The sequence below is a fragment of the Colwellia sp. 6M3 genome, from assembly GCF_014077595.1.
Classification (GTDB): domain Bacteria; phylum Pseudomonadota; class Gammaproteobacteria; order Enterobacterales; family Alteromonadaceae; genus Cognaticolwellia.
Map to the genome: position 1 here is coordinate 1 of NZ_JACGWF010000034.1, position 25,539 is coordinate 25,539.

The window sequence follows — 25,539 nt, forward strand, 5'->3', positions numbered from 1 at the left end:
CCTAAAATATTTTCTAATATTTTTATATAATTTTGTTATGCGGTAGTTATACCGCCTCAGTTAACTTGGTTCAAGCCTATTTATTTAAAGCTTGCTCATTTTGAGCAATAAATAGGCTTTATCTTAATAAATCTAAAAAGTTTGTCCGATATTAAAACTGAAGAACTCGGTGTCATCACCTTCTTCTTCTTTCAACGTTTTAGCAAAACTAAAAATCATTGGCCCCATTGGAGACAACCATTGAACAGACAAACCTGCAGATGCTCGATATCGACCCACATCAGAGTAGTCAGCAATTTTATCAAATTCAACGCTATTTAAATCTTTATAGTCATCTAAATTAAATTCTGTGTCCCAAACATTACCCGCATCAATAAATATACTTGAACGAACACTGTTACTGAAACCTTCATCTAAAAATGGCGTTGGTACGATAAGCTCTAAACCTGCAATTGCAATGGCATTACCACCAACAGAACGTCTAGACGTTTGAATAAAGTCATGATCAGGACCTAAACAACAACCACCAGCAGATCCAACAGCATCTGGCGTACCAGGAATTGAGGTTGATCTACGATAGATAGCACGTGGTCCGACAATATTAGATTCGAAACCTCGTAATGTACCTGAGCCACCTGCTCTAAAGTTTTCCCAGAAAGGAAGCACTTGATCATTGCCATCAATAGAGCCGTAGCCGTTACCATAACCTAATTGAAATTTAGCTAAAACAGTCCAACGTTGATCACGTGTTAACGGGAAATACCATTTAGTATCTAAATTAATTTTAAAGTAATTCACATCCGAGTTAGGCGTAGTCATCTTATAAGATAAACTTTGCTGCGATCCGTCCGTAGGGAAAGTACCACGGTTCAATGTCGAACGAGATATAGCCGCATTAACATCAAAGCTTTCAAAGCTTAAGCCACCATCTGGATCATTTGGATCTGAATATAATTCATAAAACTTCTGAATTTGTTCGTAAGTTTCTAAGCGCGTAATACCGTTACTTTTATAACCTAAACCAAAGCTTAAACGAACATATTCATTAATAGGGAAGCCTAATGTAAGGCCTACACCATAAGTTTTGTTATTGTATTCAACAAGGTTTGCGTTACCTGCATCAAACTCTTGATAGAAAATATTTCCGCCGAGTGACACACCGTCAACGGTAAAGTAGGGATCAGTATATGAAACATTAGCACTTTTTGAGTAGCTTGAAGTGTTTATGCTAAAACCTAAGCGGTTACCTGTACCTAAAAAGTTGTTTTGCTGTACACCTGCATTCAAACTTAACTGGGTTTGTGAACCATAACCAATACCTGCGGTAAAAGAGCCAGAAGGCTGCTCTTTAACTTCAAAGTCAATATCAACAAGGTCGTCTTCACCAGGAAGTTGGTTGGTTTCAAACTCAACTGTTTCCATGTAAGGTAAACGCTGTAACCAAGCCTTTGAGCCTTCGACTAAGTTATTAGATAGCCAAGCACCTTCCATTTGACGCATTTCTCTTCGCAAAACATGCTCAGCAGTAACATGATTGCCTTTAAAATTAATGCGATTAACATAAACCCGTTTACCAGGATCTACTGATAATACTAATTTTACGGTTTTATTTTCTTCGTCTATTTCTGGAATTGTGACAACTTTAGGGTAAGCGTAACCATATCTTCCTAAAAATTTACTGACTAATTCTTCAGAGTAAGTAACTAACGCACCATTGTATAATGTGTCGGTTTTAATCGGCGTAATCGCACGAATAGTTTTCTCAAAGCCAGCCATATCACCTATAAAGTCAACTTCACTAACCGTATAAATTTCGCCTTCAGTCACATTGAGGGTGATATATACCGCTTCTTTATCCGGTGTCATTGAAACTTGAGTAGAGTCAACTTTATATTGCAAGTAACCTCGGTCAAGGTAATAACTTTGTATGGTTTCCATATCACCTTGCAAGGTTTGCTTTTGATAGCGATCTTGCGCCATAAAGTCCCACCAAGGCGAGTCATATGTCAACTCTATGCGCTCTAATAGCTGAGCATCTGAAAACTTTTCATTACCTACGATGTTGATTTGTTCTATCGCGGCAGCGTCACCTTCTTTGAAAACAAAATCGATATTTACACGATTTCGCGGCAAATGAGTCACATTGGCTTTAACGTCGGCATTGTACTTACCTACGCTATGGTAGAAATCTTCCAAACCGACTTCGATACCCGAAATAACGGTCATATCAAGTGTTTCACCAACACGGATATCACTGCCATCAAGGCTTTCTGTTAATTGCTCTTCTTTTAAGTCTTTATTACCATCAAAAGTAATAGCACTTATCGTCGCTCGTTCACGTACACGATAAATAACGGTGTTGGCATCTCTTGACACGACAACGTCACTAAAGTGACCTGACTTATAAAGTGCTTTAATTGATTGTGAAACGCGAAACTCATTTAAGTTATCGCCAACATTGAATGGAATATGGGTTAATGCTGCTCCCAGCGCTACACGCTGTAAACCTTTAACTTGAATATCTTCCACTTGAAAGTCATCAGCAGCATGTGCTGTTGCTCCCAAACTACCTAATAATACCGCCAGGGCAAGTTTTTTAATAATCATAAAATATTAACTTTATATACTTCTTTTAGTTATAGTCGCGATAAATCGTTAAATATGGCGATACTCATTAAGCTTAGTAGCGCTATAGTACCAAATTTAAAACCTATTTCTTGTATTTTTTCTGGCACGGGTTTCCCCGTAAAAAGCTCGATAAAATAATAAAATAAGTGTCCTCCATCCAATACAGGTAATGGTAAAAGGTTAATAATGCCCAGGTTGATGCTAATTAAGGCTAAAAAGCCTAAAAAGTACACAAACCCATAATCTGCACTATTACCAGCACCTTGTGCAATTGATATTGGCCCACTTAAATTTTTAACTGACACATCACCGGTAATTAGCTTACCGATCATATCAAAACTTAGTACCACTAAATTCCATGTTTTTATGGCACTTTGCTCAAGTGCCGTAATGGGCCCATAAGCTTGGTCAAATAAGTATTCTGTTGGATATGGCTCTGATATTGGCTGCACGCCTAAATACCCAACAACGTTATTGTTAACCTTCTTAGCTTCTGGGAAAACATTAAGCGTTAATGTCTCTCCATCACGTAATACTCTGATATCAACGTTTTGCTCAGGGTATAATTTAATTTTTTCTGAAAACTTCAACCACTGACCATCAATGTTTTCATCACCAATAGACAATAATTTATCACCCGCCTTTAATCCTGCTTTTTCTGCCGGACTGTCTTTTGCCACTAGGGCTAAGGTTGCTTGAGCCTTAGCGCGAAAAGGCATAAAACCTAAACTTGTCATTGGCGATTCTTTTTCCGGTGAAAACGCCCAGTTTTCAGTATTTAATGTAAAATCTTGGTTTGTAGTTCTATTGGCCTGTTTTACAGTAAAAGTGATCTCTTTATCACCTATCGAGCTGACAAGTGCTAGATTTACATCTTGCCAATCCACTGTCTTCTGCCCTGATATAGCAACTATTTCACCTTTTTCAGGCAGTTCAGCTACGCTAGCTATTGAACCGACATTAACCTCGCCAATTATCGGCTTAACACTTGGTACACCAATTAAAAACATTAAGTAAAACGCTACAATGGCAAAACCAAAATTAGCAAATGGTCCTGCGGCGATAATGGCAATTCGCTGATAAACAGACTTGGCATTAAATGTTCGACTTATTTGCGACTCACTAACTTCATCAACGCGACTGTCGAGCATTTTTACGTAGCCACCCAACGGTATCATAGCAATGACAAACTCAGTGCCATGGCGATCAACTTTTCGCCAAATAGCTTTACCAAAACCAATAGAAAATCTATCTACTTGCACACCATTTTTACGTGCAACCCAAAAATGGCCATATTCATGAACGGTAATTAAAATACCCAATGCAACGACAAAAGATGCAAGATTCCATATAAACTCTATCATGCTACTACTCTATTAATGCTTGGATTTAGTTATTAATGATTGAGCAAAAACTCTGACACTTTTATCAAGCGCAACAACTTCTTCAATTGAAGTCACCTTTTCTGAGACAAATTTATTCACAGAAGTTTCATTTATTTTTGCAATATCAGTAAATTTAATTTTTTCGTTTAAAAAAGCATCAACAGCTATTTCATTTGCGGCATTTAAGGCTGTACATGCCCCTTGACCACTTTTACATGCGTCAATCGCCAATTTTAAATTAGGATATTTTACCAAATCTACAGCCTGAAATTCAAAAGATTTGGCAGTGAAAAAATCAAAAGGTTCAACACCCGATTCAATTCTCTTTGGAAAACTTAAAGCATGAGCAATAGGTGTACGCATATCAGGGTTACCCATTTGAGCGATTACCGAGCCATCTTTGTACTGCACCATAGAATGAATAGTACTTTGAGGATGTAATACCACTTGAATATCATCAGGTTGAAGGTTAAACAGCCATTTAGCTTCAATAAACTCTAAACCTTTGTTCATCATGGTAGCGGAATCAACTGAGATTTTACGACCCATATCCCAATTGGGGTGCGCACAAGCTTGCGAAGGTGTTACATGCTCAAGGTCATCAAGGTCCCATGTTCTAAAAGGCCCACCTGAACCAGTGAGTAACACTTTACTAACGCCTTCATGAGATAAATCACAATAGCCCGGTTGTTGCTGAGCGTTTAAGGGTAAACACTGAAATATTGCGTTATGTTCACTATCAATAGGTAATAGCTGAGCACCCGATTGCTTAACGGCTTCAATAAAGATGGCACCTGAAGTCACTAAAGCCTCTTTATTGGCTAACAACACTTTCTTACCGGCTTTAACTGCAGCTAACGTGGGTAACAACCCCGAAGCACCTACAATTGCTGCCATCACAGTATCTGTTGCATCGTCTTGTGCTATATTTTCAAGTGCTAAAGTACCTGATGTTACGTCAATGTCATTAAGGTTTGCTGCTTTAAGTTTACTAATAAGCGCTTTTGCATGTTGCTTAGAAACCATAACAACTTTGCTGGGCTTAAACTCTACACATTGATCAAACATGAGTTCAACACTTGAATGTGCTGATAAACTTACAATATCAAATTTTTCGGGATGCAAACGTACAACATCCAAGGTGCTTTTACCGATTGAACCAGTAGAGCCTAAAATACACAATGTTTGCATTTATTTTACCAACCTAAATATGCGTAACATAAAGCATAAATTGGTGCTGTAGCCGTTAAACTATCAATACGATCCAAAATACCACCGTGCCCTGGCAATATCGTACCACTGTCTTTAACGCCTGCTTGACGTTTAAACATACTTTCATTTAAATCACCCAACACAGAAATAGTGGTGATTAAAATGGTTACAGGAATAACGATGCGATATTGTGCCATTGTCCAATCGATGAAATAACCAGCAATTACCACCATGATACAGGCAAAAATAACGCCACCTAAAAAGCCTTCAAGTGTTTTACCTGGGCTTACATTGGGTAATAACTTATGTTTACCAATAGATTTTCCAACAAAATAGGCACCAACATCAGCACTCCAAACCATCAGAAATAGAAACATTAATAACTGTGCACCGTGATAAGCATCAATTTCATAATCGCTACTTCTTAATGCCATAAATGCAAGCCATGTAGGCACTAAAGTTAACCAGCCAAAAAGTCCACGTACTGAGCGATGACTTGACCAAAACTTACTAAATCGCGGATATAAAAATGTTAAACCTGCTGACAGTAACCACCATGCAACGGCTAACCACAGCACTATGTTAGCTTGTTCGACTAAGTGCTTAGGCGCATCCCATAACCCATCTAAAGGTAAGAAGTACCATAACGTAGCGATTAAAATACTCGTAACACTAACGAAAGCAATACGGTAACGTTTGCTAGCACAGCCCATGAGCGGACCCCACTCCCAAGCGCCTATCGCCATAACGACTAACATGACTGCTGCAAAGTTAATGAGAGATAAGTAAAAAATCGCCAAAATCGCAGCAGGCGCGAGGATTAATGCAGTTATAATGCGTTGTTTTAACAAACGATATTCCTTAAATTGTGTTAAGTATTTTTAGTTTTTATTATTTACTTGTTCACCAGTTTGACCAAAACGTCGTTCTCGTTGGTCAAACACAGTAATTGCTTTAACTAGCTCTGCTTCATTGAAGTCAGGCCATAGTACATCGGTAAAATATAACTCGGCATAAGCGGCTTGCCAAAGTAAAAAATTACTAATGCGATAATCACCGCCTGTTCTAATGAGTAAATCTAACTCAGGTAGTTCAGACAAACTTGTATGATCATTTAATGATGCTTCGGTAATATCATCAACCGATATTTCTTGACGCGATACCTGTTCAGCCAGTTGTTTGGCTGCATGAGTAATATCCCAGCGACCACCATAGTTAGCAGCAACAGATAACACCATACCGGTATTTTGAGCGGTTAACTCTTCAGATTGCTTGATCATTTTCTGTAATTTACTGGAAAATTTACTCAAATCACCAATAACTTTAAATTTTATTTCATTCTTATGTAAACGCTTAACTTCACGAGTCAGCACAAACATAAACAAATCCATTAAAACACTAACTTCACTGGCAGGACGTTGCCAATTTTCACTACTAAAAGCAAATAGAGTTATCGCTTTTACACCATATTTTGCTGCTGATGCAACGGCTGATTTTACTGAATCAACGCCAGCTTTATGCCCCGCCACACGTTTTTTACCAATCAACTGGGCCCATCTTCCATTACCATCCATAATAATAGCGATATGCTGAGGTATTTTTACATCAGCTGCTAAGAGGTAATTAGTTTGGTTATCTGTTTTACTCACATACTCTCCATTTGTAAGCTTAACGCCGAGTAATAAAAAAGCTAATGGTTATATCTTTACATCAATTTGGTTTTTATTCGTTTTGCCCAAAATCCAAATCATGTCACGATACTCGGGTAATAGTTTTAACTTTATATGCAAAAACGCCGTAGTCATTATCTACGGCGCTATGGATTAAGCAATGAAAACTTTAAATTTCCATTAATTCCTTTTCTTTTGAAGTTAAAACTTCATCAACTTGCTTAATATATATATCTGTAATTTTTTGCACTTCGTCTTCTGCTTGGTGCATTTCGTCATCACTAATTTCTTTTTCTTTATTTAGCGATTTTATATCTGTATTGGCATCGCGACGAATATTACGAATAGCGACTTTACCGCCCTCTGCTTCACCACGAACAACTTTAACTAAATCTTTACGACGTTCTTCTGTCAATGCAGGTAAAGGAATGCGAATTAGTGTACCTTGTGAAGAAGGATTAAGCCCTAAGTCTGACTTTAAAATAGCTTTTTCAACAGCACCAATCATGCCTTTGTCAAATACCGTAATCGCTAAAGTACGTGCGTCTGGTACAGAAATATTACCCACTTGGTTAAGTGGAGTATCCATACCGTAATATTCAACAACAATATTATCTAATAATGAACGATGTGCTCGTCCAGTACGAACCTTGTTCAAACTAATTCTTAATGACTCGATACTTTTCGCCATTCTTTCTTGAGCGTCTTGTTTTATTTCGTTTATCACTATGTTATTCCTGCACTAATTAATTTAAATTTTCAGCGTGATCGATAGTTGTACCTTCATCGCCACCCATAATGACAGATTTTAACGCGCCGGGTTTATTCATGTTAAAAACGCGAAGTGTCATACTGTGATCGCGAGCGAGAGTAAAGGCAGCTAAATCCATCACTTTCAATTCTTTTTCTAAAACTTCTTGATAGCTTAAGCGGCTGTATAATGTTGCATCAGGGTTAGCAACAGGGTCTTCTGAGTAAATCCCATCCACTTTAGTCGCTTTTAGTACTACGTCTGCTTCAATTTCAATACCACGTAAGCACGCTGCAGAGTCAGTGGTAAAAAACGGGTTACCTGTGCCAGCACTAAAAATAACAACACGACCAGATTTTAATAAGCTTATCGCTTCAGCCCAATTATAACGGTCACAAACACCAGCTAGATCAATTGCTGACATTAAACGCGTATTAACGAAAGCACGATGCAATGCATCACGCATGGCTAAACCGTTCATAACGGTTGCCAACATACCCATTTGGTCGCCAACAACACGATTCATGCCTGCTTCAGCAAGGCCTTTGCCGCGAAACAGATTACCACCGCCAATAACCAAACCGACCTGAACGCCCATTTCGATTAATTCTTTGATTTCTTGCGCCATACGATCCAGTACTTTTGGATCGATGCCAAAACCTTCTTCGCCCATTAAGGCTTCACCACTAAGTTTTAAAAGGATCCGACGATACATTGGTTTGGGATTGATGCTCATGTAATAAACATTCCTTAAGAATTTGAAATTAAAATAGTCTAGGCCTGATCGACCTCGGCTATTTTAATACGTTTAGCCACGGTTCGAAAGTCAAATATGAAAAAAGTCTAAAGTAGAAGCTATTTATCGTTTTATATTGATGAAATAGTTTAAATTTCAATCAATATTGATAGCGTTGTTAAAATATTATAACGTTGTCATTAAACAGTCTTTAAATTTTTATCATAAAAAAAGCGCCGATTGGCGCTTTTTCATTTGAGCTAATAATTAATTCAAGCTATGAATTAAGCTTTAGCTGCAGCGATTTGTGCTTCAACTTCAGCAGCAAAATCTTCTTCTTTTTTCTCAATACCTTCACCAACTTCTAAGCGAACGAATGAAGAAATTGTTAAGCCTTTTTCTTTTAAAATGGCGCCAACAGTTTTCTTAGGCTCCATGATGAAAGCTTGACCCGTTAAAGAAATTTCACCAGTAAATTTCTTCATACGGCCAATGATGATTTTTTCAAGCAAATCATCTGGCTTTTTCTTGTTATCTTCAAGCGCATCGTTTTCAGCTTTTAAGATATCTAATTGAATACGTTGTTCGTTTTCAACTACGCTAGCAGGAACATCTGCAGGGTTGATGTATTCTGGCTTGCTTGCAGCAACGTGCATAGCGATGTGCTTAAGTGCTTCTGCATCACCTTCACCAGCAACAACAACACCGATAGTAGCGCCATGGCTATAAGAAGCTAAAGCTGCACCTTCGATGTATTCAACGCGACGAACATTGATGTTTTCACCAATTTTAGTCACTAGCGTAATACGCTTTTCTTCGAATTGAGCTTGAAGCTCTTCGATAGTTACTTTAGCAGCTAGAGCAGCGTCAGCAACTTCGTTAGCAAAACCTAAGAAGTTATTGTCTTTTGCAACAAAATCAGTTTGACAGTTAACTTCAACTAAAACAGCAGCGCCGTTGTTAGTTTTAATTAAAATAGCACCTTCAGCAGCAATGTTGCCTGCTTTTTTTGCAGCTTTTGCTTGGCCAGACTTACGCATGTTTTCAATCGCAAGTTCCATATCGCCATCAGCTTCTTGTAAAGCTTTTTTACAATCCATCATGCCCGCAGCTGTGCGTTCACGTAATTCTTTAACTTGTGCAGCAGTAATTGCCATGAAATTTTCCTCAATATAAATGTATTCAGTATTTGCCACAACAACACAAGCTGTTGTGGCAATAGCAGTTTAAAACGTTACGTAAAACTGAGTTTATTCAGTTTCAACAAAACCGTCTTTTTCAGCTTGTACTGCGATGTTTTGCTCACGACCAGAAAGAACAGCATTAGCAGCTGAATCTAAGTATAAGGTCACAGCGCGAATCGCATCATCGTTACCTGGAACGATGTAGTCAACGCCATCTGGGTTTGAGTTAGTATCAACAACAGAAATTACTGGAATGCCTAAGTTGTTAGCTTCTTTAATAGAGATGTGCTCGTGATCAGCATCAATGATGAATAAAACATCAGGTAAACCACCCATGTTTTTAATACCACCAAGGCTTTTCTCAAGTTTTTCCATTTCACGAGTACGCATTAAAGCTTCTTTTTTAGTAAGAGCTTCAAAAGTACCGTCAGAGCTTTGAGCTTCAAGATCTTTTAAACGTTTGATTGATTGACGAACTGTTTTCCAGTTAGTCAACATACCACCTAACCAACGGTGATTTACGTAGAATTGATCACATTTAATCGCTGCATCTTTAATTGCATCGCTTGCTGCGCGTTTAGTACCAACAAATAAAACTTTACCTTTCTTCGAAGAAACATTGCTTAATACAGCAAGAGCTTCGTTGAACATAGGAACAGTTTGTTCAAGGTTGATGATATGAACTTTATCACGTGCACCAAAAATGTATGATTTCATTTTTGGGTTCCAGTAACGGGTTTTGTGACCGAAATGAACACCGGCTTTAAGCATATCGCGCATAGAAACGTTTGGCATGTTTTTTCCTTTGTGGGGTTAAGCGTTCATACATCCAATATACACGACCCTTATTGCGTTTTACTTATCGTAAATTCGCTGAGCACCCCGGTATATCTTTGCTAGATGTATGTGAGTTTAGTTTTAATGTATTGAATTTTTTCAATACCGTTTAAAGTTAAAAATATTTGAAAAATTTGCAATGAGAACATTGTAGATTAAGACAAACAAATTAACGGCGCACTTTATACCATAAACACACTCAATTAACTAGCATTTTGAGATAAAAGCACCCTAAAAATATTTTATTGTGTTAAGGGCTAGGATCTTTAATAGCAGCGAGTTAAAATTACTCTACTTTTTATATCAAGCTAGTTAAATCATGTCATTGAATACACCAAATGCAGAACTCTTTTATATTTACGATAGTCATTGTCCTTGGAGCTACGCCTCTGCGGTTTTAGTTGAAAAAGTATTAAGTGCTTTTCCAAACATTACCCTTAGAGCTATGCACATAGGTTATTACGATGGTGACAATAAAGTATCACCTATCACCTTAAGCGCTGTGGGTGAGTTTAGTCAGGTAAAATTTGGTGCCAACTATGTTGACACGCTCAATTACACAAAAGACTCTACATTAGTTGCTAATTTAATGGCGTGGGTTCAAAACAAATCTGCAAAGTCGGCCTTTGAGTTATTAACAAAATTACAATATGCCCATTTTGTTTTAGGCAACGAATTAACTGACAATGAAAGCGTTAGCGATATTATTGATGAATTGAAGCTGTCTCCGCCAGCAAAATGCCTACAGTCGAACAAACTGACTAAAGATGCAGAATTTGCCATTCACGATATTATCGAAATTCAAGAGATTATTGGTACTCAAGCTATTCCGGCGTTATTACTGGCATGTAACGAAAGCTTAGTGTTACTTAATCACAATTTGTATTTAGAAAATCCTGAATCAATAATCGATGCAGTTAAGCTTGAATTAGACAAATTATCTTAAAATTTTTTGTTAGTTATTATGTTCTGTAGCTTTATTTAGCGATTTTTGTACTGCTTAGTGCTACCTATGTAATTTATGTTGTTTATCACCAAGCAGTTATATATTTTTTACTGCGAACAACATGATAGTTAACAATTGAAATTTGTTTTCACAAAGTTAAAACAGTCAAAGCATTACAACAATATTGCCATTATTTATTCATCAATAATGGCAATATTGTTTTTCGATTGGGCAAAGATCAAAAAAGCAGGTAAAATCAGCAACAATTATTATGTATCTTGGCAAGAACATTCGGCTTTTAATAAAAGATATTGACGAGATAATTGATGCATAGCCATTTAATTATTTGCTATTGCCCCTATTTATATTATTTACAGTGTTACATTTGAGGTTTTATGACAATTACGATTAAAGATCAGCAAGAAATTGAAAAAATGAGAATTGTGGGAAAGCTTGCTGCAGATGTATTGGAAATGATCGAGCCTTACGTAAAGGCAGGTGTTACAACAGATGAGTTAAATACCATTTGTGCCGAATATACCGATAAAGTGCAAGGTGCTACCTCGGCGCCACTAAATTATCATGGTTTTCCCAAATCAATTTGTACTTCAGTTAATCATGTCGTTTGTCACGGTATTCCAGATGACGTGCCATTAGTTGATGGCGATATCATTAATATTGACATTACGGTCATCAAAGATGGCTACCACGGCGATACCAGTAAAATGTTTTTCATTGGCGAAACATCAGCTGAAGATAATCGTCTATGTCGTATTACACAAGAAGCTCTTTATACAGGTCTTAAAAAAGTTAAGCCCGGCAATACCTTTGGTGAAATAGGTACGGCAATTCAAAAGTTCATCAAAAAATCAGGTCGTTATTCAATAGTAAAAGAATATTGTGGTCATGGTATTGGTCAAGTGTTTCATGAAGAACCACAAATCGTTCACTATAAAAATAATGATAGTGAAAAAATGCAAGAAGGTATGTGTTTTACTGTTGAACCTATGATTAATCTAGGCCGTGCAAACACATTACTTGATAAAGAAGATAACTGGACGGTATACACCATAGATGGCAAGAAGTCTGCCCAATGGGAACATACTGTTGTAGTTACACGAACAGGTTGCGAAATTTTAACCTTACGTAAAGACGACACAATAGCGCGCATTTTACATAATTAAATTTCCCTTTACTCTGCTATTTATTGGGTTGTTGTACATTACTGACTAACTGTATATTGATAAAACATGAGAGCTTATTGTTGAATACTTCATCGTTAATACCTGAAAAATACACAGAAGCCCTATCCATTAGTGCGCCTACATTAAGTAGCGCTCAAATATGTACGTTAGGTGCTGAATTTTTTCAATGGCAAAAGGAGCAATTTCCAATTAGCGAAGTTACCTCGCTGGTTGCCGCAAGAGCCTTTTATGTCGATTTGATTTTAACCAAGCTTTGGTGTCAACATCATCTCGATGAATTTCAAATAAGTTTAGCTGCCGTTGGTGGCTATGGCCGTAAAGAACTTCACCCCTACTCTGATGTTGATATTTTATTAATTACTCAAGATGTCATCGAAGAGGACTTAGCCGAGAAAATATCTGCTTTTATTACCCAACTTTGGGATGTAAAACTTGATATTGGTCATAGTGTTCGCAGTATTAAAGAATGTTTAAACCAAGCCATTGATGACGTTACCATTGCCACTAACTTGATGGAAATGCGACAAATTTGTGGTAACGAGGCATTAGTATCTCAGTTAGAGCCACTGTTAATTGAAGATATATTCTGGACCTCTGAAAAATTCTTCATTGCTAAACGTGATGAGCAATACAATCGTCATCAACAATTTCATGGCGCATCGTACACACTTGAACCTAACTTAAAAGCTAACCCTGGTGGCTTGCGAGATATTCAAACAATTGGCTGGGTTGCCAAACGCCATTTTATGGCTGATACCTTAGAACAATTAATTGACCATAATTATTTAACCACAAATGAGTTTTTCGAACTCATTGAATGTCAAGACTACCTCTGGCGCATGCGTTGTGCTTTGCACTTTATCGCGGGCCGAAACGAAAACAGATTATTATTTGACTATCAAGCAGATGTAGCTGAATTAATGGGTTTTGGCGATGGTGGCAAGCTTGCTATTGAACGCATGATGAAACGATTTTTCCGCATTATTTCTCGCGTTTCAGAGCTAAATAGAATGTTATTACAACATTTTGAATATGCCATTTTAAACGAAAAAAAGCACAGTAAAGAAATCGTCCTCAATGAAGACTTTGTAATTATTGATGGCCAAATCAAGGTTTGCAATAAACGAGTATTTACCCGTTCGACCATGATCATGGAAATGTTTTTACTGATTGCTCAACACAAAGAAATTACAGACTTACATCCTGAAACTTTACGCTTAATGCGTAACGCTAGACGACGTTTAGTATCAGGCATGATTGACTACGAACGGTGTCGCCAAATATTTGTTGCGCTTGTTAGGCATCCGCGTGGCTTAGGGCTAGCATTCACCTTAATGCATCGTCATTCTATTATTGGCGCATACTTACCCTTGTGGCGAAATATTGTTGGTCAAATGCAATTCGATTTATTTCATGCATACTCTGTTGACGAACATAGCTATCGGTTATTGAAAAACCTGTATCGTTTTAGCCAAGCTGAACATAATGCTGAATACCCTTTGTGTAGCAAAATTGTTCAACGAGTGCGTAAACCCGAATTATTATATTTTGCCGGCATATTTCACGATATTGCTAAAGGCCGCGGCGGTGATCATGCAAAGCTAGGGGCTATCGACGCACTAGATTTTGCTAAAATCCATAAGCTGGGTGATCACGATGGACGCTTAATCGCTTGGTTAGTAGAAAAACATTTATTAATGTCAGTTACCGCACAACGCAGAGATATATCAGATCCTGAAGTCATAAAAACTTTTGCTGAAATTGTGCGCGATGAAGCTCACCTTGATTATTTATATTGTTTAACGGTAGCTGATATGCGCGCTACCAACGAAAGCTTGTGGAACAGTTGGAAAGCAAACTTACTCGAAGACTTATATTACAGTACCAAACGTGCCTTTAGACGTGGTCTTGAAAAGCCGGTTGATTTGAGAGCAAAAATCAGAGAAAACCAACATCAAGCCATTGAAATTTTAAAAGCTGAAGCCATAGATCAAGACCGATTAAAGCAATTGTGGAAAGAGTTTAAAGCCGATTATTTTCTGCGCTACACTCCCGAGCAAATTGCATGGCACTTTAAACATATATTGGCACACAACAAAGAAAAGCCTATGGTTATTATTAGCCCGAAGCCTTACCGTGGTGGCACAGAAGTATTTGTTTATACAAAAGATAAACCTAATATATTTTTTAATATTGTCTCATTACTGGGGGCTAAAAAGCTCTCTATTCATGATGCGAAAATTACCACCAATAAATCTGGCTATACTGCGAATACATTTGTTGTACTAGACAATCGCAACAAAGCGATTAACGATAGCGCCAGAACCTTAACTATAGCTCGCTCTTTAAGTGTTAAGCTGGCCTCAAAACAAATTAAAATTAAAGCAAAACCACTCGCTAAAAGGTTTCGACAATTTAAAGTACCAACACATGTAAGCTATATTAAAGGCGCTGCTAAAAACCGTACAATGATTGAAATTGTCGCCTTAGATCATCCTGGCTTATTAGCCAATATAGCGGCAATTTTTCAAAAATGTAAAATACAAATACATTCAGCTAAAATCACCACCTTTGGTGAAAAAGCAGAAGATGTTTTTACCGTTTCAAATATTGATAATCAGCCATTGACTGATGCGCAAAAAGCCACATTAGAGGCTATGCTTTGCAACGATAGTCAACGACAAATTTTACCAAATTAATACTAGGAATTTCAGATGTCAGCATTACAAAAAATTATTGAACAAGCGTTCGAAGATCGTATGAACATTAGTCCTGCCAGTGTAACTGCAGAAGTAAAAGATGCGGTATTAGAGGCTTTAGCGGCATTAAATAATGGTTCAGCACGCGTTGCAGAGAAAATTGCCGGTGAATGGGTTGTACACCAATGGTTGAAAAAAGCAGTGTTACTTTCATTCAGAATTTGGGATAACGAGGTTATTGACGGAGCTGAAAGCAAATATTTTGATAAAGTTCCAATGAAATATACTGACTATACCCACGCCGACTTTGTTGCTGATGGTGTTAGAGTTGTACCAGGCGCATCGGTTAGAACCGGTAGTTTTATTGGTAAAAATGTCGTTGTTATGCCTAGTTTCATTAACATTGGCGCCTATGTAGATGAAGGTTGTATGGTTGATGGTTGGGCGACTGTAGGCTCTTGTGCACAAATAGGTAAGAACGTACATTTATCTGGTGGTGTCGGCATTGGTGGTGTACTTGAACCGCTTCAAGCAGGTCCAACTATTATTGAAGATAACTGTTTTATTGGTGCTCGTTCAGAAATTGTTGAAGGTGTGGTGGTTGAAGAAGGCGCTGTTATTTCAATGGGCGTTTATATTGGCCAAAGCACTCGTATTTTTGACAGAGAAACAGGCGAAGTACATTACGGTCGTGTACCTGCTGGTTCTGTTGTTGTGCCAGGTAACTTACCTTCAAAATGTGGTACTTATAGCTTATACGCTGCGATAATCGTTAAAAAAGTTGATGCGAAAACACGTGCTAAAGTGGGTATTAATGCCCTTCTTCGTTCGGTATCAGAAGAGTAGCTCGTTATTTATTAGCATAAATTAACACAATATTATCTTAGTATAATATTGTGTTAAATAATTAAATGATGTTTTTTTGACGCTCTGTTAAAAATATTATTTACAAAGAGAATATGACTTAAAAACCCTTCAAAAATAATAATTCCATTAAATAACCACCTCGATCACAAAATAATTATTTACATATAAATCAATTAATTAATGAATAAAATCGACCATTCCCGCCATCAAAAGATGTAATCAAACCATGTCAAAATTACAATTGGCATAACCTTTGCGATAGTGACTAGTAAGTACTCTTAACTATCACAAGTATTATGAAAAAATTATCTTTATTGTTTACTATTTTGGTTGTTACATTTTTATCAGCTTGTAATTCAACGCCTCAAGTAGTTATGGAAAAGAAGCCCTTGGTTTCAGACCATTACTTAATGCTGAGTTTATTAAATCGTGAAATGACTCAAGATCAACAGATGATGTTAGCCTTTGCTGAACAACGTGAAAGCTATCAGTCAGTTTACTTTGTCAATGCTGTTGCTATTAGAGGGCCAAAAAATGAAGAGTACAGTTACGATAATAATACTGAGTACACAAGACCAACCCATAGCTACAGTAAATTAATCGAGCAAGATTTTAATTCAGTACAAATTAGCGGCCCTAATTAGTCGCTAGCATTTATAACCTGAACAAATAGCTAACACTCATAGGCAGAGCTAACTTTACAATCAGTATTCTAATACTTATCATTAATTTAAGCATTAATTAAAAATAAACCCAAAATGAAAGTACTTTGAATTGAAATTACCATTCAAACGTATTAAACACCTGCCGCCACTGCGCATCAAAATCAGCTTCAATCACTATGGTTTGCTCTGTAATTGGGTGAGTAAACTCTACTTTCTTAGCGATTAGCATTAAACGTTTAAAACCAAAGTATTCGCCAAAGAATGGATTTTGCTTATTATCACCATAATTGATATCGCCAATAATTGGGTGGCGTAAGTGCGCTAAATGTCGTCGAATTTGATGACGTCTTCCTGTTTGAGGCAAACATTTAATTAAAGAATATCGAACGCTAGAATATTTACCTAATGGCACCTCTAACGTGGCGATAGCATCTGATTGATAAAACGTTGTTGCACTTTGCGGCTCTTTATCACGACTAACATTTTTATCCCCTAAATCGTCTAACTTCTCTTTTAGTGGATAGTCTATGAGACCTTCACCTAATAAGTGTCCTCGCGTTAACGCATAGTAGGTTTTTTGTATTTTTCTATCGGTAAATGCTTGTCCCATTAAGCGGGCTACATCTTTTGTTAAGGCAAAAAGCAACACACCTGACGTTGGCCTATCGAGTCGATGCAAGGGGTAAACATATTGGCCAATTTGATCGCGAATAAGCTGTAAGGCGAAATAAATTTCATCTTTATCCATAAAGCTTCGGTGAACAAAAAGCCCTGCTGGTTTATCAACAGCGACCAGATACTCATCTTGATATAAAATTTTTAATACAGGTTTATCAACAATTACTGAACCAGCATTTTCGATCGTCATGTTAGGAAATTCTTCTTTTATTAATGGTGGTTTATAACGACTGAATGCATCGTGTTAAAAATATAATTACTTGGGTATAGCTAATATTTTGTTAGATTAAGTCATATCCTAGAGCATATATCGCTTTGAAATTAACTTATGATTATAAATAACACAACGCCAGCTAAAGGTGATTAAAACTCCATTGTTCAAGAAAAAGATTAACGGTGGAGTTAAAGGGCTATTATCTCTATAATATTGCGCCATAACAACTTGTACCTACATTTATCAACTTTAATAGCGACAGTATTTCCTATGAGTGCAACTTCAGACACTATTTCTTCAATTTCAGCATTACTGAGCTTATCTGATTCTCAATATCGTATTTTTGATATTGGCCGCAGAGTAGATAAAATATCAAAGGAGAAGTTTGCAAAAATAGAAGCGGCAGAACTTCCTTACCCATATCCTATTCAAGGCCATGCGTTACTCGCCATTGCATTTTGGCAAAAGCAATCAACTAGCCCATATTTATGGTTTATAAAATTGCCGCTAGACGAACGTGGCTTATTAAACCAAGGCGCTAGAAATCATTTTATTGCTATTATTATCGAAGCACTAGGTGACAATCTATCGGTAAACCCAACCGAACAACAAGAAGCCTTATTGAAGAAAAACCCTTATCACTTTACCCCTGCTCAATATAAATTAGCAGCGGTAAATAGTGTAGTGTCAACATCACTCAAACAAATACCTAGCCAGTTTTATGCACCTGCCCAAAGCTATTTATCAGGGTTAAGTGGCTGGGAGGCATGGCAATCAGTTGGCGTACAAGGCCTATCCGATTTTGCTTTTAGATTAGATGAAGATAACAATAATGAAATATTAATCAGCGCTCTAAGTTATTTACCCGAGCAAGTTCTCGTACCTTTATGTTCTGCACTTGAAAACGTTACCTTAGCACCTGCTGCCATTAAGGAATTAACTAAACGTTATCAACAAGAAACACTAAAAGAACAAGTTATCAACTCAATTTCAATTGCATTATTACGTGCTCTCGCATCAAGTACACAGCACCCATACAGTCAAAGCTTTATTGCTAATTTAATACAAAATAACGTGTTAGAAGAAGACGTGCTGATTATTATCGCCGGTCGATTATGGCCAATATTAAATGATGAAAACTTGCTTTTTAGCTACTTAGAACAATTAATTAAAGATAGTGACTACGCATTATTTTCAGCAATATTTAAAGATTTAGTTGCAATACCCTTGATTCGCCCCGTACTATTGCAAGCAATTCGTTCACCAAAACGCAGCCCTGAATTGGCCAAAGCCATTGGCATGCTTTTTAAACCCTAGGCATTTCATGGAAAACATTTACTACCTACTTTTTATAGGCTTACTCTTTTGGTATTTTGTATATTTGCGAAAAGTAGCTGAATATGCGCGTTCTCACGCTGACCAGTATTGTAAACAAGAAAACTTACAATTTTTAGCTATAGCACGCTTATCTAGCCGCTTTAGATTCTCTAAACGCTTTGGACCACATTGGTTGAGTAATTTCGACTTTGAATTTAGTGGTGATGGCGAGTCAACATATCATGGCACAATAACATTGCGAGGCTACAAACTCGACAATATAGACACGCCCGCTTATCGCGTAAATTAACCTTGCTGGATATTAGCGATAAATTGTTGAGAATAATCGAAAAACAGGCAGAAAAAAAGCGACATAATGTCGCTTTTTTTTGACCACCTAACTATTTCCTTGGTTTGCATCCCTTCTTGCTTATTCCATAAGCGCTCTTTTCTATCCATGAAAAAAGTTGCATCGTGCATAACATCCGTATGTACCTATAGTTAAATAATCTAATTCCCTTTTACTTAATCATAAATCCGTTTAATTCATTAATACAACAACACTTTCCATGTTTTTTATATTAGTTGCTTTCCCTAGCACTTTGTCTCCAAGACAGAGTTAATTCTACTTAAACGATTATTTTATAAAAGCGGTAAGGTTATTAAATTATTAATAAAAACGTATACAAAACACACAGTAAAAAATAAAGCATACAAAATCAGTAACTTAAAAGTTGAGCATTGAAAATATTATCAATTTTACCGTATAAACTGACAACATCTGCAGACATGTCTTACATATAGTTCGCCTAATAATGACTATTAAGCGTTGGGCTTATCAATAACGACACTAGGCAGCAAAGACATAATTTATGAACTTGCTATTTATCATGACAAATATAATGAAAAATCGAACAGATAAACAGACTTTGGAGCTTAAATTAGTTAACCTTGCCCACTCTTATCGCATTTTCATTTTAGTACTTTTAAAGTTAGCTTTCTCGCGAGTTAGCCAACTTATTTCCCGGAGGTTTTATGCAACTTATCAAGTCATTTTTTTGCTGGCAAGGTTTTGATAATCGACAGCGTTTTATACTTATCGTACTTTCTTCATTATTAGTTTTTATCACCTTAAGTGCGAGCTTGAGTAATTTTAAATTAGTGAGCTGTGTAATATTGTTTTTATGCTCTTTGATATGCTTAGCCACAACAAAACGCAGACAAAATGATGCACAGTTTGATAAAAAATGGCTAATGGCCCCTGCCGGTAGCCTTTTAATTACAGGCTTGATAATAGTGTTTGTTGACTATGGTTTGAGTTACTGGCTATTAATTTTGCCAACATGTTTGAGCTTGCTGCTGTTAACTTACCCTAGTAACAAGCAAAGGCACTATGTACTTGGCTATAATGGGCCTGTTAACTTATCTAACTTACAAAAAACAACTAAAACCCACTCTCGTAGCACCCGGCGTGTTGAACCTACGATGAATAATATCGATGTTAACCATGCAAACACTAATGTTCATACAGATAATGTTGAGCATGCAAGACCAACAAATAATACGACTCAAGCGAATGCGAATATAAATGTAAACAAAGGACTTGAGTTTGCTGAGTCAATTAGATTAACGCTTTTTAGTAAAATGAATACGAGAATAACGATTGCAGTGATTGCATCATTCTTCTTGCTGATTCTCCTATTATCTTGGGTATTCTCTAGTACGACTGAAGTTGAAAGTCCCGTTGAAAATAAAGTTGCCCCGCAAGAAATAATAACCTTTCAACATAAACTTAGCTTTCCAGATAAATTTTCTGTCATGTTTGACGCTGACGATGCGCTTGTTATTCATTGGCAGGCTGATGTTTTAGATAATAGTGAGATATGGGCGTTAAGCAAAGCTAAAGGTGATATAAGCTGTAAAGTTATTGAGTTTAATAATGAACTACCGATTAGAACTTATGCTGTTAGCTCAAAGGATAACGGCTTATATGCCTATTTTTCACCTTTAGATACTAAAGCGCTTCTTAAAAACATCGCCTTTAAAAATAATTTCTCACTTTGTGGTTACAAATTTTCCTTAAAAGGTAGCCAAGCTACATTAGGAAAGTCTGCCTTTTATTCACCATTAATTGAGTATTAACTTTCAGGATAAGCCGTTAATTAATCGTGCAACGTTATTGCGAGCTGACTGAACGTTTATGATGCGGTGTTTAAGATCAACTCAGGTTACCCTTATTTAAATGAGGAATACTTTCAACGTAAAAATAGCTAACCAAGTTAGCTATTTTTTGTGGGTTCATCATCAATTTCAAAAGATAATATAAGTTTATAGGATGCTAATTATTTAACTTTTGGATAACCTGAGCGCAGATGTAGGTCAATAGCCCTAAGTACGTCATTACGCGATATAGTACCGAGTAAGTTTCCATTATCGTCTACAACTGGATATACCTTAGGTTTGTTTTTCAGCATTTGCTGACCTAGTTCAATAACGCTGTCATAAGGCTTAACCGTTAAAACTTCTTTGTGCATTAAGCTGGCAACATCAGCAATATGTTCGTTATAGTAAATAGTTTCGATCATTTTTGATAAAACATCACTTTCTGATAAAAAACCAATTAATTTATTATCTTTACCAATAACAGGTCCACCAATTTGCTTGGTTTTTAAAAACCTCAGTGCCGCTTCTTCTACTACCATCTCTGGCGTGAAAGTCACTGGATAATGGTTCATATATTCTTTTACTTCAAGACTATTCATAGTTATTTCCCTTATAAATCAACCCACCAACACTCATACCTATTTAGATCATCATTACTTGGACGCCTATTTTGACGCGCCTATTTTGTTGTTTAAATTATCTAGTTATTAACTTTATTTCGTAAATGACTCCATAGTGGATCTCTAAAATGTAATTAACACTTATAGCCAAATACTGCTCAGATATAAGCTCTTTTACATTCACTTTTTACATTTACTTATAAATTTACCTGTACATTATTAACTGTAGACTCATTTGCAGATAAATCATCAATTTACAGTGTTTTTTTCACTTTTTTACTCATACAATCGATTAACTGGCTAAAGCTAACAATGCTGGCTGTGTTGTCGTTGAAATAGACTGCTCAATCGATTTATAGGCATTAACAAAATCTTTTCTTAAATGTGACTTTAGATGCCCTTTAACGTTTTTAATCGGTTCTTTTTTCAAGACACAAAAAAGTGCTAACGCATAAACAGTTTCTGGTTCAGTTAATGCAGCTTGGCGGTTTAAACTGGCATTATTACAAGACCCACAACCGCCTTTAAATTGATAAGCCGTATTAGCAAAAATAACGCCAAATCCCATAAAACAAGCGACTAAATCTATCGCTTGTGGCAAATATTCTTTTCCGCCTGGTGGCAGTACTTTATTTGAAATCACCAAAATACTGGCAATGGCCTGGCTAATACCTGCGATTAAATCTTGTGGCTGATTTACCTGATTTGGATTAAACCCCAGCATTAAAGGCGTATTACTCAAATTAATATCAATTTCAGCATTTTCACCACGTATAACAGAACCTAACCTTAAGTCCTCAATAGCGGTTTTTGATGTTGGCGAAGTAGAGGTAATTTCTATCGGCCAATTTTGCATACCGGCGTATTTTTTGGTGTTAATAAACATAGCCTGTGCCATTTCATCTATGCTACTTACCGTACCAGGATAAAAGTCATTGTTAGGAAGAATCAATCTCGCATCATTTTTAAGCACATTAATATCAAAATTTTCAATCGCCCATGCAAAGGTATCAAGGATCCAGTTCTTGGTGTTTTCATCAATTATTGCTTTCGGACTAAACAGTTTTGCCAACATAATATTTCTACTTTTAATTCTATGATTTATACCAAACAGCTTGCACTACATTATCATCAGTTAAACGACTAGTTTTTAACATTTTGGGCTAATGCCCATTGCCAAGCCTTAGTATTATATAAAGGCACGGTTGATAACGAATGATGGTGACTGCCCGACGACTCTTTCGTTGAATAAGACAGGTAAATAAGGGTTTTATTTTCAGCATCATAAATACGTCTTACTTTTAAGCTTTTAAACAAAATGCTTTTTGATTCTTTAAAAACCACCTCACCATTTTTTGAACGATCAATTTGGGCAAGATGTTCAGCAGTTATTTCACCGGTTTGTCGACAAGCAATGCTCATATCCGAAGGATCCGAAAAATCTAAATCGGCTTCTACATGACTAATATGACAAGTTACACCTGTTACAATTGGATCTTGCTTAGCTTTAATCACCACATCTTTAGTAGTAAATAGTCCTAAGCTAACTTTCCCCACATCATCTGAGCACCCCACAAGAGTTAAGCCAAAAACTAAAGCTAAAGCTAAAGGAGCTTTAGAAGTAGTTAAATATTTAGGTACTATTTTTTGTATGTTGCTTTTATTAATCATCTTTAAATATCCCTACAAATGCTTCACCGTTTGACGATTTACTTGCACGATACATACCCGTGCTATTAAACGGCATGGTTATATTACCTTTGGTATCAATGGCAATAACACCGCCTGATCCGCCTGCTTTCACTAAAACATCATTTATCACTACGTCAGCCGCCTTTTCAAGGCTAATACCTTGATATTGCATACGAGCACATATGTCAGCCGCCACATGATAACGAATAAAGTATTCGCCATGACCCGTTGCTGAAACCGCGCAACTATTATTATTAGCGTATGTGCCTGCACCGATAATAGGCGCATCGCCAATACGACCAAAACGTTTAGCTGTCATACCGCCCGTACTTGTGCCAGCGGTTATAGTGCCTGACTTATCAAGTGCCACAGCGCCAACAGTGCCAAATTTATATTCATTATTGAGTGTTTTGTGTGCCGCTTGAAAATCTTTAAGCTCTTTGGCTTTTTCTGCCAATTGTTTTTTTGCCTTTAATAACGATTGAAACCTCGCATCAGTATTAAAGTAGTTATTTTCAACCAGTGCTAAGCCTTGCTGGTTTGCAAAAACTTCAGCGCCTTCACCACTGAGCATTACATGCACTGACTTTTCCATTACAGCTTCAGCTAACGCTATAGGGCTTTTCACGGTTTTTACACCTGAAACTGCGCCAGCATTTAAAGATTTACCATTCATAATTGACGCATCAAGTTCATGCTCGCCATCAAAGGTGTATACAGCGCCCTTGCCGGCATTAAATAACGGTGAATCTTCAAGTATTTGAATCGCAGCAATAACGGCTGCTTGGCTAGACTTACCTTCAGCTAACATGGCATAACCTGTATCACGCGCATGTGTTAATGCTGACTCATAGGCTTTTCGCTTCTCTTGTGTCATTTTACTTTTATCAATTGTGCCAGCACCACCGTGAATGGCAATGGCAAAAGCTTGTTCTTGATGAGCATGCGCAACATCAACAAGCCATAACGTTGAACTCGTTAATGTTAAAGCAGCCGCTAAAAATAATTTATTTTTCATCTAATTGCGCCATAGTTTTTAAGTGATTTCACCGCAGTCACTATTCGGTAAAAATATATAGTAACAATGTGCGATAAATTTTCAGTATTTACAAGTACTCAGCTCATGCAAAAAGTATTTCAATGTAGACAAAAATGAACTCTTTAGTTATTGTACTGGTCATACCATTTTATTATTTTTATAGGCAAGTCGCTTATATTGCTAAGGACTTTCATGACAGAGCAGCGCGTAATTGTAGAGATCACCAATAACATTGCCCACGTTAAACTAAATCGCGCAGATAAACTTAATGCGCTAGATATGCCAATGTTTATAGCTATTCGTCATACAATTAAAACATTGCGTAAAAATCGAGAAATTAGATCGGTTATTGTCTCTGGAAATGGTGACGATTTTTGCTCAGGCTTAGATGTTAAATCAATTATGAAATCGCCAATGAACATGCTAAAACTCCTGTTTAAAGTTTTGCCTTGGCGATCTAACTTAGCGCAAGTCGTTTCAACCGGTTGGCAAGCGATTCCCGTTCCTGTTATTTGTGTTATTCAAGGCCGCTGCTGGGGTGGTGGTTTACAAATAGCCCTAGGTGCAGATTTTAGGTTTGCTACACCAAACAGTTCACTATCAATTTTAGAAGGAAAATGGGGCTTAATACCCGATATGGGCGGTACAGTAGCATTACGTGATCTTATAGCGGTTGATCAAGCTAAAAAGCTCGCCATGACAGCAGAAATGTTCACTGGTGAACAAGCATTAGCCTTAAATTTAGTCACTGAAATAACAGCAACCCCACTAGAAGATGCACAAGCTTTCGCGCTTTCTTTAATGTCAAAATCTCCTGATGCGATAGCAGCAAATAAGAAGCTATATAACAAAAGTTGGAAAGGCAGCAAAGGTTGGGCATTATTTCGAGAGTCTTACTATCAGATTAGAGTTTTAATGGGTAAAAATGTCCATCGAAAAATTTATAATCAAACCCATGATGTTGAGCAGCACAAACCATTTTTAACGCGTAAGAAGTGGTGAGTTAACAAAGTTAAAACACCAAGTGATAA

General features: G+C 36.9%; 23 protein-coding genes. 9 read left to right on the forward strand and 14 right to left on the reverse strand.

Features of this window, described 5'->3' with window-relative positions; translation table 11 throughout:
• Positions 1-132: 132 nt before the first annotated feature.
• The 9 genes from bamA to rpsB all read right to left on the reverse strand — a co-directional run bounded on the left by bamA (position 133) and on the right by rpsB (position 10,361).
• Positions 133-2,607: an outer membrane protein assembly factor BamA gene (gene bamA / locus H4J50_RS09285; protein ID WP_108455689.1), complete on the reverse strand. Its 2,475-nt coding sequence runs from the start codon at positions 2,605-2,607 to the stop codon at positions 133-135.
• A gap of 29 nt (positions 2,608-2,636) precedes the next feature.
• A complete protein-coding gene (gene rseP, locus H4J50_RS09290) occupies positions 2,637-3,992 on the reverse strand; it encodes a sigma E protease regulator RseP (protein WP_182255907.1) in 1,356 nt (451 codons plus the stop codon).
• A gap of 12 nt (positions 3,993-4,004) precedes the next feature.
• The gene (gene ispC, locus H4J50_RS09295; RefSeq protein ID WP_182255909.1) at positions 4,005-5,204 is read right to left on the reverse strand and encodes a 1-deoxy-D-xylulose-5-phosphate reductoisomerase; all 1,200 of its coding nucleotides are present in this window, start codon (positions 5,202-5,204) and stop codon (positions 4,005-4,007) included.
• A gap of 5 nt (positions 5,205-5,209) precedes the next feature.
• Positions 5,210-6,076, reverse strand: coding sequence for a phosphatidate cytidylyltransferase (locus H4J50_RS09300; RefSeq protein ID WP_108455686.1), 867 nt, complete (start codon positions 6,074-6,076; stop codon positions 5,210-5,212).
• A 30-nt stretch (positions 6,077-6,106) separates the two neighbouring features.
• Positions 6,107-6,874: a polyprenyl diphosphate synthase gene (gene uppS / locus H4J50_RS09305; RefSeq protein WP_108455685.1), complete on the reverse strand. Its 768-nt coding sequence runs from the start codon at positions 6,872-6,874 to the stop codon at positions 6,107-6,109.
• A 190-nt stretch (positions 6,875-7,064) separates the two neighbouring features.
• Positions 7,065-7,622 carry a ribosome recycling factor gene (gene frr, locus H4J50_RS09310; RefSeq protein WP_108455684.1) on the reverse strand — a complete coding sequence of 186 codons (558 nt, stop codon included), beginning with the start codon at positions 7,620-7,622 and terminating at the stop codon, positions 7,065-7,067.
• Between the two features lie 19 nt (positions 7,623-7,641).
• The gene (pyrH, locus tag H4J50_RS09315) at positions 7,642-8,382 is read right to left on the reverse strand and encodes a UMP kinase (protein WP_108455683.1); all 741 of its coding nucleotides are present in this window, start codon (positions 8,380-8,382) and stop codon (positions 7,642-7,644) included.
• A gap of 284 nt (positions 8,383-8,666) precedes the next feature.
• Positions 8,667-9,539 (reverse strand): translation elongation factor Ts, encoded by an 873-nt coding sequence (tsf, locus tag H4J50_RS09320; protein WP_108455682.1) that lies wholly within the window; start codon positions 9,537-9,539, stop codon positions 8,667-8,669.
• A 93-nt stretch (positions 9,540-9,632) separates the two neighbouring features.
• Positions 9,633-10,361 carry a 30S ribosomal protein S2 gene (gene rpsB, locus H4J50_RS09325; protein WP_081153010.1) on the reverse strand — a complete coding sequence of 243 codons (729 nt, stop codon included), beginning with the start codon at positions 10,359-10,361 and terminating at the stop codon, positions 9,633-9,635.
• Positions 10,362-10,722: 361 nt separating this feature from the next.
• Between rpsB and H4J50_RS09330 the strand changes: the two genes are divergently transcribed.
• The 5 genes from H4J50_RS09330 (at position 10,723) to H4J50_RS09350 (ending at position 16,764) form a co-directional block, all read left to right on the forward strand.
• Entirely contained in the window at positions 10,723-11,349 is a 627-nt protein-coding gene (locus H4J50_RS09330) for a hypothetical protein (protein ID WP_182255911.1), read from the forward strand.
• A 395-nt stretch (positions 11,350-11,744) separates the two neighbouring features.
• Entirely contained in the window at positions 11,745-12,533 is a 789-nt protein-coding gene (gene map, locus H4J50_RS09335; RefSeq protein ID WP_182255913.1) for a type I methionyl aminopeptidase, read from the forward strand.
• Between the two features lie 77 nt (positions 12,534-12,610).
• Positions 12,611-15,253 (forward strand): [protein-PII] uridylyltransferase, encoded by a 2,643-nt coding sequence (glnD, locus tag H4J50_RS09340; protein ID WP_182255915.1) that lies wholly within the window; start codon positions 12,611-12,613, stop codon positions 15,251-15,253.
• A gap of 15 nt (positions 15,254-15,268) precedes the next feature.
• Positions 15,269-16,099, forward strand: a complete 831-nt coding sequence (gene dapD / locus H4J50_RS09345) for a 2,3,4,5-tetrahydropyridine-2,6-dicarboxylate N-succinyltransferase (RefSeq protein ID WP_182255917.1) — start codon at positions 15,269-15,271, stop codon at positions 16,097-16,099.
• A 317-nt stretch (positions 16,100-16,416) separates the two neighbouring features.
• Entirely contained in the window at positions 16,417-16,764 is a 348-nt protein-coding gene (locus H4J50_RS09350; RefSeq protein ID WP_182255919.1) for a hypothetical protein, read from the forward strand.
• Positions 16,765-16,900: 136 nt separating this feature from the next.
• On the opposite strand, the gene truC is transcribed toward H4J50_RS09350, so the two are convergent.
• A complete protein-coding gene (gene truC / locus H4J50_RS09355) occupies positions 16,901-17,653 on the reverse strand; it encodes a tRNA pseudouridine(65) synthase TruC (RefSeq protein ID WP_182255921.1) in 753 nt (250 codons plus the stop codon).
• 294 nt (positions 17,654-17,947) lie between these two features.
• Between truC and H4J50_RS09360 the strand changes: the two genes are divergently transcribed.
• The 3 genes from H4J50_RS09360 to H4J50_RS09370 all read left to right on the forward strand — a co-directional run bounded on the left by H4J50_RS09360 (position 17,948) and on the right by H4J50_RS09370 (position 21,136).
• Positions 17,948-18,994: a DUF3549 family protein gene (locus H4J50_RS09360; protein WP_182255923.1), complete on the forward strand. Its 1,047-nt coding sequence runs from the start codon at positions 17,948-17,950 to the stop codon at positions 18,992-18,994.
• A gap of 7 nt (positions 18,995-19,001) precedes the next feature.
• On the forward strand, positions 19,002-19,304 hold the full coding sequence (locus tag H4J50_RS09365) for a DUF3301 domain-containing protein (RefSeq protein ID WP_108455674.1): 303 nt from the start codon (positions 19,002-19,004) through the stop codon (positions 19,302-19,304).
• Between the two features lie 725 nt (positions 19,305-20,029).
• Positions 20,030-21,136, forward strand: coding sequence for a hypothetical protein (locus tag H4J50_RS09370; protein WP_182255925.1), 1,107 nt, complete (start codon positions 20,030-20,032; stop codon positions 21,134-21,136).
• 200 nt (positions 21,137-21,336) lie between these two features.
• Here H4J50_RS09370 and H4J50_RS09375 read toward each other — a convergent pair whose 3' ends face one another.
• The 4 genes from H4J50_RS09375 to H4J50_RS09390 all read right to left on the reverse strand — a co-directional run bounded on the left by H4J50_RS09375 (position 21,337) and on the right by H4J50_RS09390 (position 24,487).
• Positions 21,337-21,756: a CBS domain-containing protein gene (locus H4J50_RS09375; protein ID WP_108455672.1), complete on the reverse strand. Its 420-nt coding sequence runs from the start codon at positions 21,754-21,756 to the stop codon at positions 21,337-21,339.
• A 313-nt stretch (positions 21,757-22,069) separates the two neighbouring features.
• Positions 22,070-22,852 (reverse strand): hypothetical protein, encoded by a 783-nt coding sequence (locus H4J50_RS09380; RefSeq protein WP_108455671.1) that lies wholly within the window; start codon positions 22,850-22,852, stop codon positions 22,070-22,072.
• A gap of 68 nt (positions 22,853-22,920) precedes the next feature.
• Entirely contained in the window at positions 22,921-23,448 is a 528-nt protein-coding gene (locus tag H4J50_RS09385) for a CreA family protein (protein WP_182255927.1), read from the reverse strand.
• Positions 23,441-24,487, reverse strand: a complete 1,047-nt coding sequence (locus H4J50_RS09390) for an isoaspartyl peptidase/L-asparaginase family protein (protein WP_182255929.1) — start codon at positions 24,485-24,487, stop codon at positions 23,441-23,443. Before H4J50_RS09390 ends, H4J50_RS09385 begins: the two co-directional genes overlap by 8 nt.
• A 213-nt stretch (positions 24,488-24,700) precedes the next feature.
• Between H4J50_RS09390 and H4J50_RS09395 the strand changes: the two genes are divergently transcribed.
• A complete protein-coding gene (locus tag H4J50_RS09395) occupies positions 24,701-25,510 on the forward strand; it encodes a crotonase/enoyl-CoA hydratase family protein (RefSeq protein ID WP_182255930.1) in 810 nt (269 codons plus the stop codon).
• Positions 25,511-25,539: the final 29 nt, after the last annotated feature.

Excerpts from the sequence above, each read along its gene's own strand:
- bamA (WP_108455689.1), bottom strand. The coding sequence starts at position 2,607 with ATGATTATTAAAAAACTTGCCCTGGCGGTATTATTAGGTAGTTTGGGA.
- rseP (WP_182255907.1), bottom strand. The coding sequence starts at position 3,992 with ATGATAGAGTTTATATGGAATCTTGCATCTTTTGTCGTTGCATTGGGT.
- ispC (WP_182255909.1), bottom strand. The coding sequence starts at position 5,204 with ATGCAAACATTGTGTATTTTAGGCTCTACTGGTTCAATCGGTAAAAGC.
- pyrH (WP_108455683.1), bottom strand. The coding sequence starts at position 8,382 with ATGAGCATCAATCCCAAACCAATGTATCGTCGGATCCTTTTAAAACTT.
- tsf (WP_108455682.1), bottom strand. The coding sequence starts at position 9,539 with ATGGCAATTACTGCTGCACAAGTTAAAGAATTACGTGAACGCACAGCT.
- rpsB (WP_081153010.1), bottom strand. The coding sequence starts at position 10,361 with ATGCCAAACGTTTCTATGCGCGATATGCTTAAAGCCGGTGTTCATTTC.
- H4J50_RS09330 (WP_182255911.1), top strand. The coding sequence starts at position 10,723 with ATGTCATTGAATACACCAAATGCAGAACTCTTTTATATTTACGATAGT.
- map (WP_182255913.1), top strand. The coding sequence starts at position 11,745 with ATGACAATTACGATTAAAGATCAGCAAGAAATTGAAAAAATGAGAATT.
- dapD (WP_182255917.1), top strand. The coding sequence starts at position 15,269 with ATGTCAGCATTACAAAAAATTATTGAACAAGCGTTCGAAGATCGTATG.
- H4J50_RS09350 (WP_182255919.1), top strand. The coding sequence starts at position 16,417 with ATGAAAAAATTATCTTTATTGTTTACTATTTTGGTTGTTACATTTTTA.
- truC (WP_182255921.1), bottom strand. The coding sequence starts at position 17,653 with ATGACGATCGAAAATGCTGGTTCAGTAATTGTTGATAAACCTGTATTA.
- H4J50_RS09360 (WP_182255923.1), top strand. The coding sequence starts at position 17,948 with ATGAGTGCAACTTCAGACACTATTTCTTCAATTTCAGCATTACTGAGC.
- H4J50_RS09365 (WP_108455674.1), top strand. The coding sequence starts at position 19,002 with ATGGAAAACATTTACTACCTACTTTTTATAGGCTTACTCTTTTGGTAT.
- H4J50_RS09370 (WP_182255925.1), top strand. The coding sequence starts at position 20,030 with ATGCAACTTATCAAGTCATTTTTTTGCTGGCAAGGTTTTGATAATCGA.
- H4J50_RS09375 (WP_108455672.1), bottom strand. The coding sequence starts at position 21,756 with ATGAATAGTCTTGAAGTAAAAGAATATATGAACCATTATCCAGTGACT.
- H4J50_RS09380 (WP_108455671.1), bottom strand. The coding sequence starts at position 22,852 with ATGTTGGCAAAACTGTTTAGTCCGAAAGCAATAATTGATGAAAACACC.
- H4J50_RS09385 (WP_182255927.1), bottom strand. The coding sequence starts at position 23,448 with ATGATTAATAAAAGCAACATACAAAAAATAGTACCTAAATATTTAACT.
- H4J50_RS09390 (WP_182255929.1), bottom strand. The coding sequence starts at position 24,487 with ATGAAAAATAAATTATTTTTAGCGGCTGCTTTAACATTAACGAGTTCA.
- H4J50_RS09395 (WP_182255930.1), top strand. The coding sequence starts at position 24,701 with ATGACAGAGCAGCGCGTAATTGTAGAGATCACCAATAACATTGCCCAC.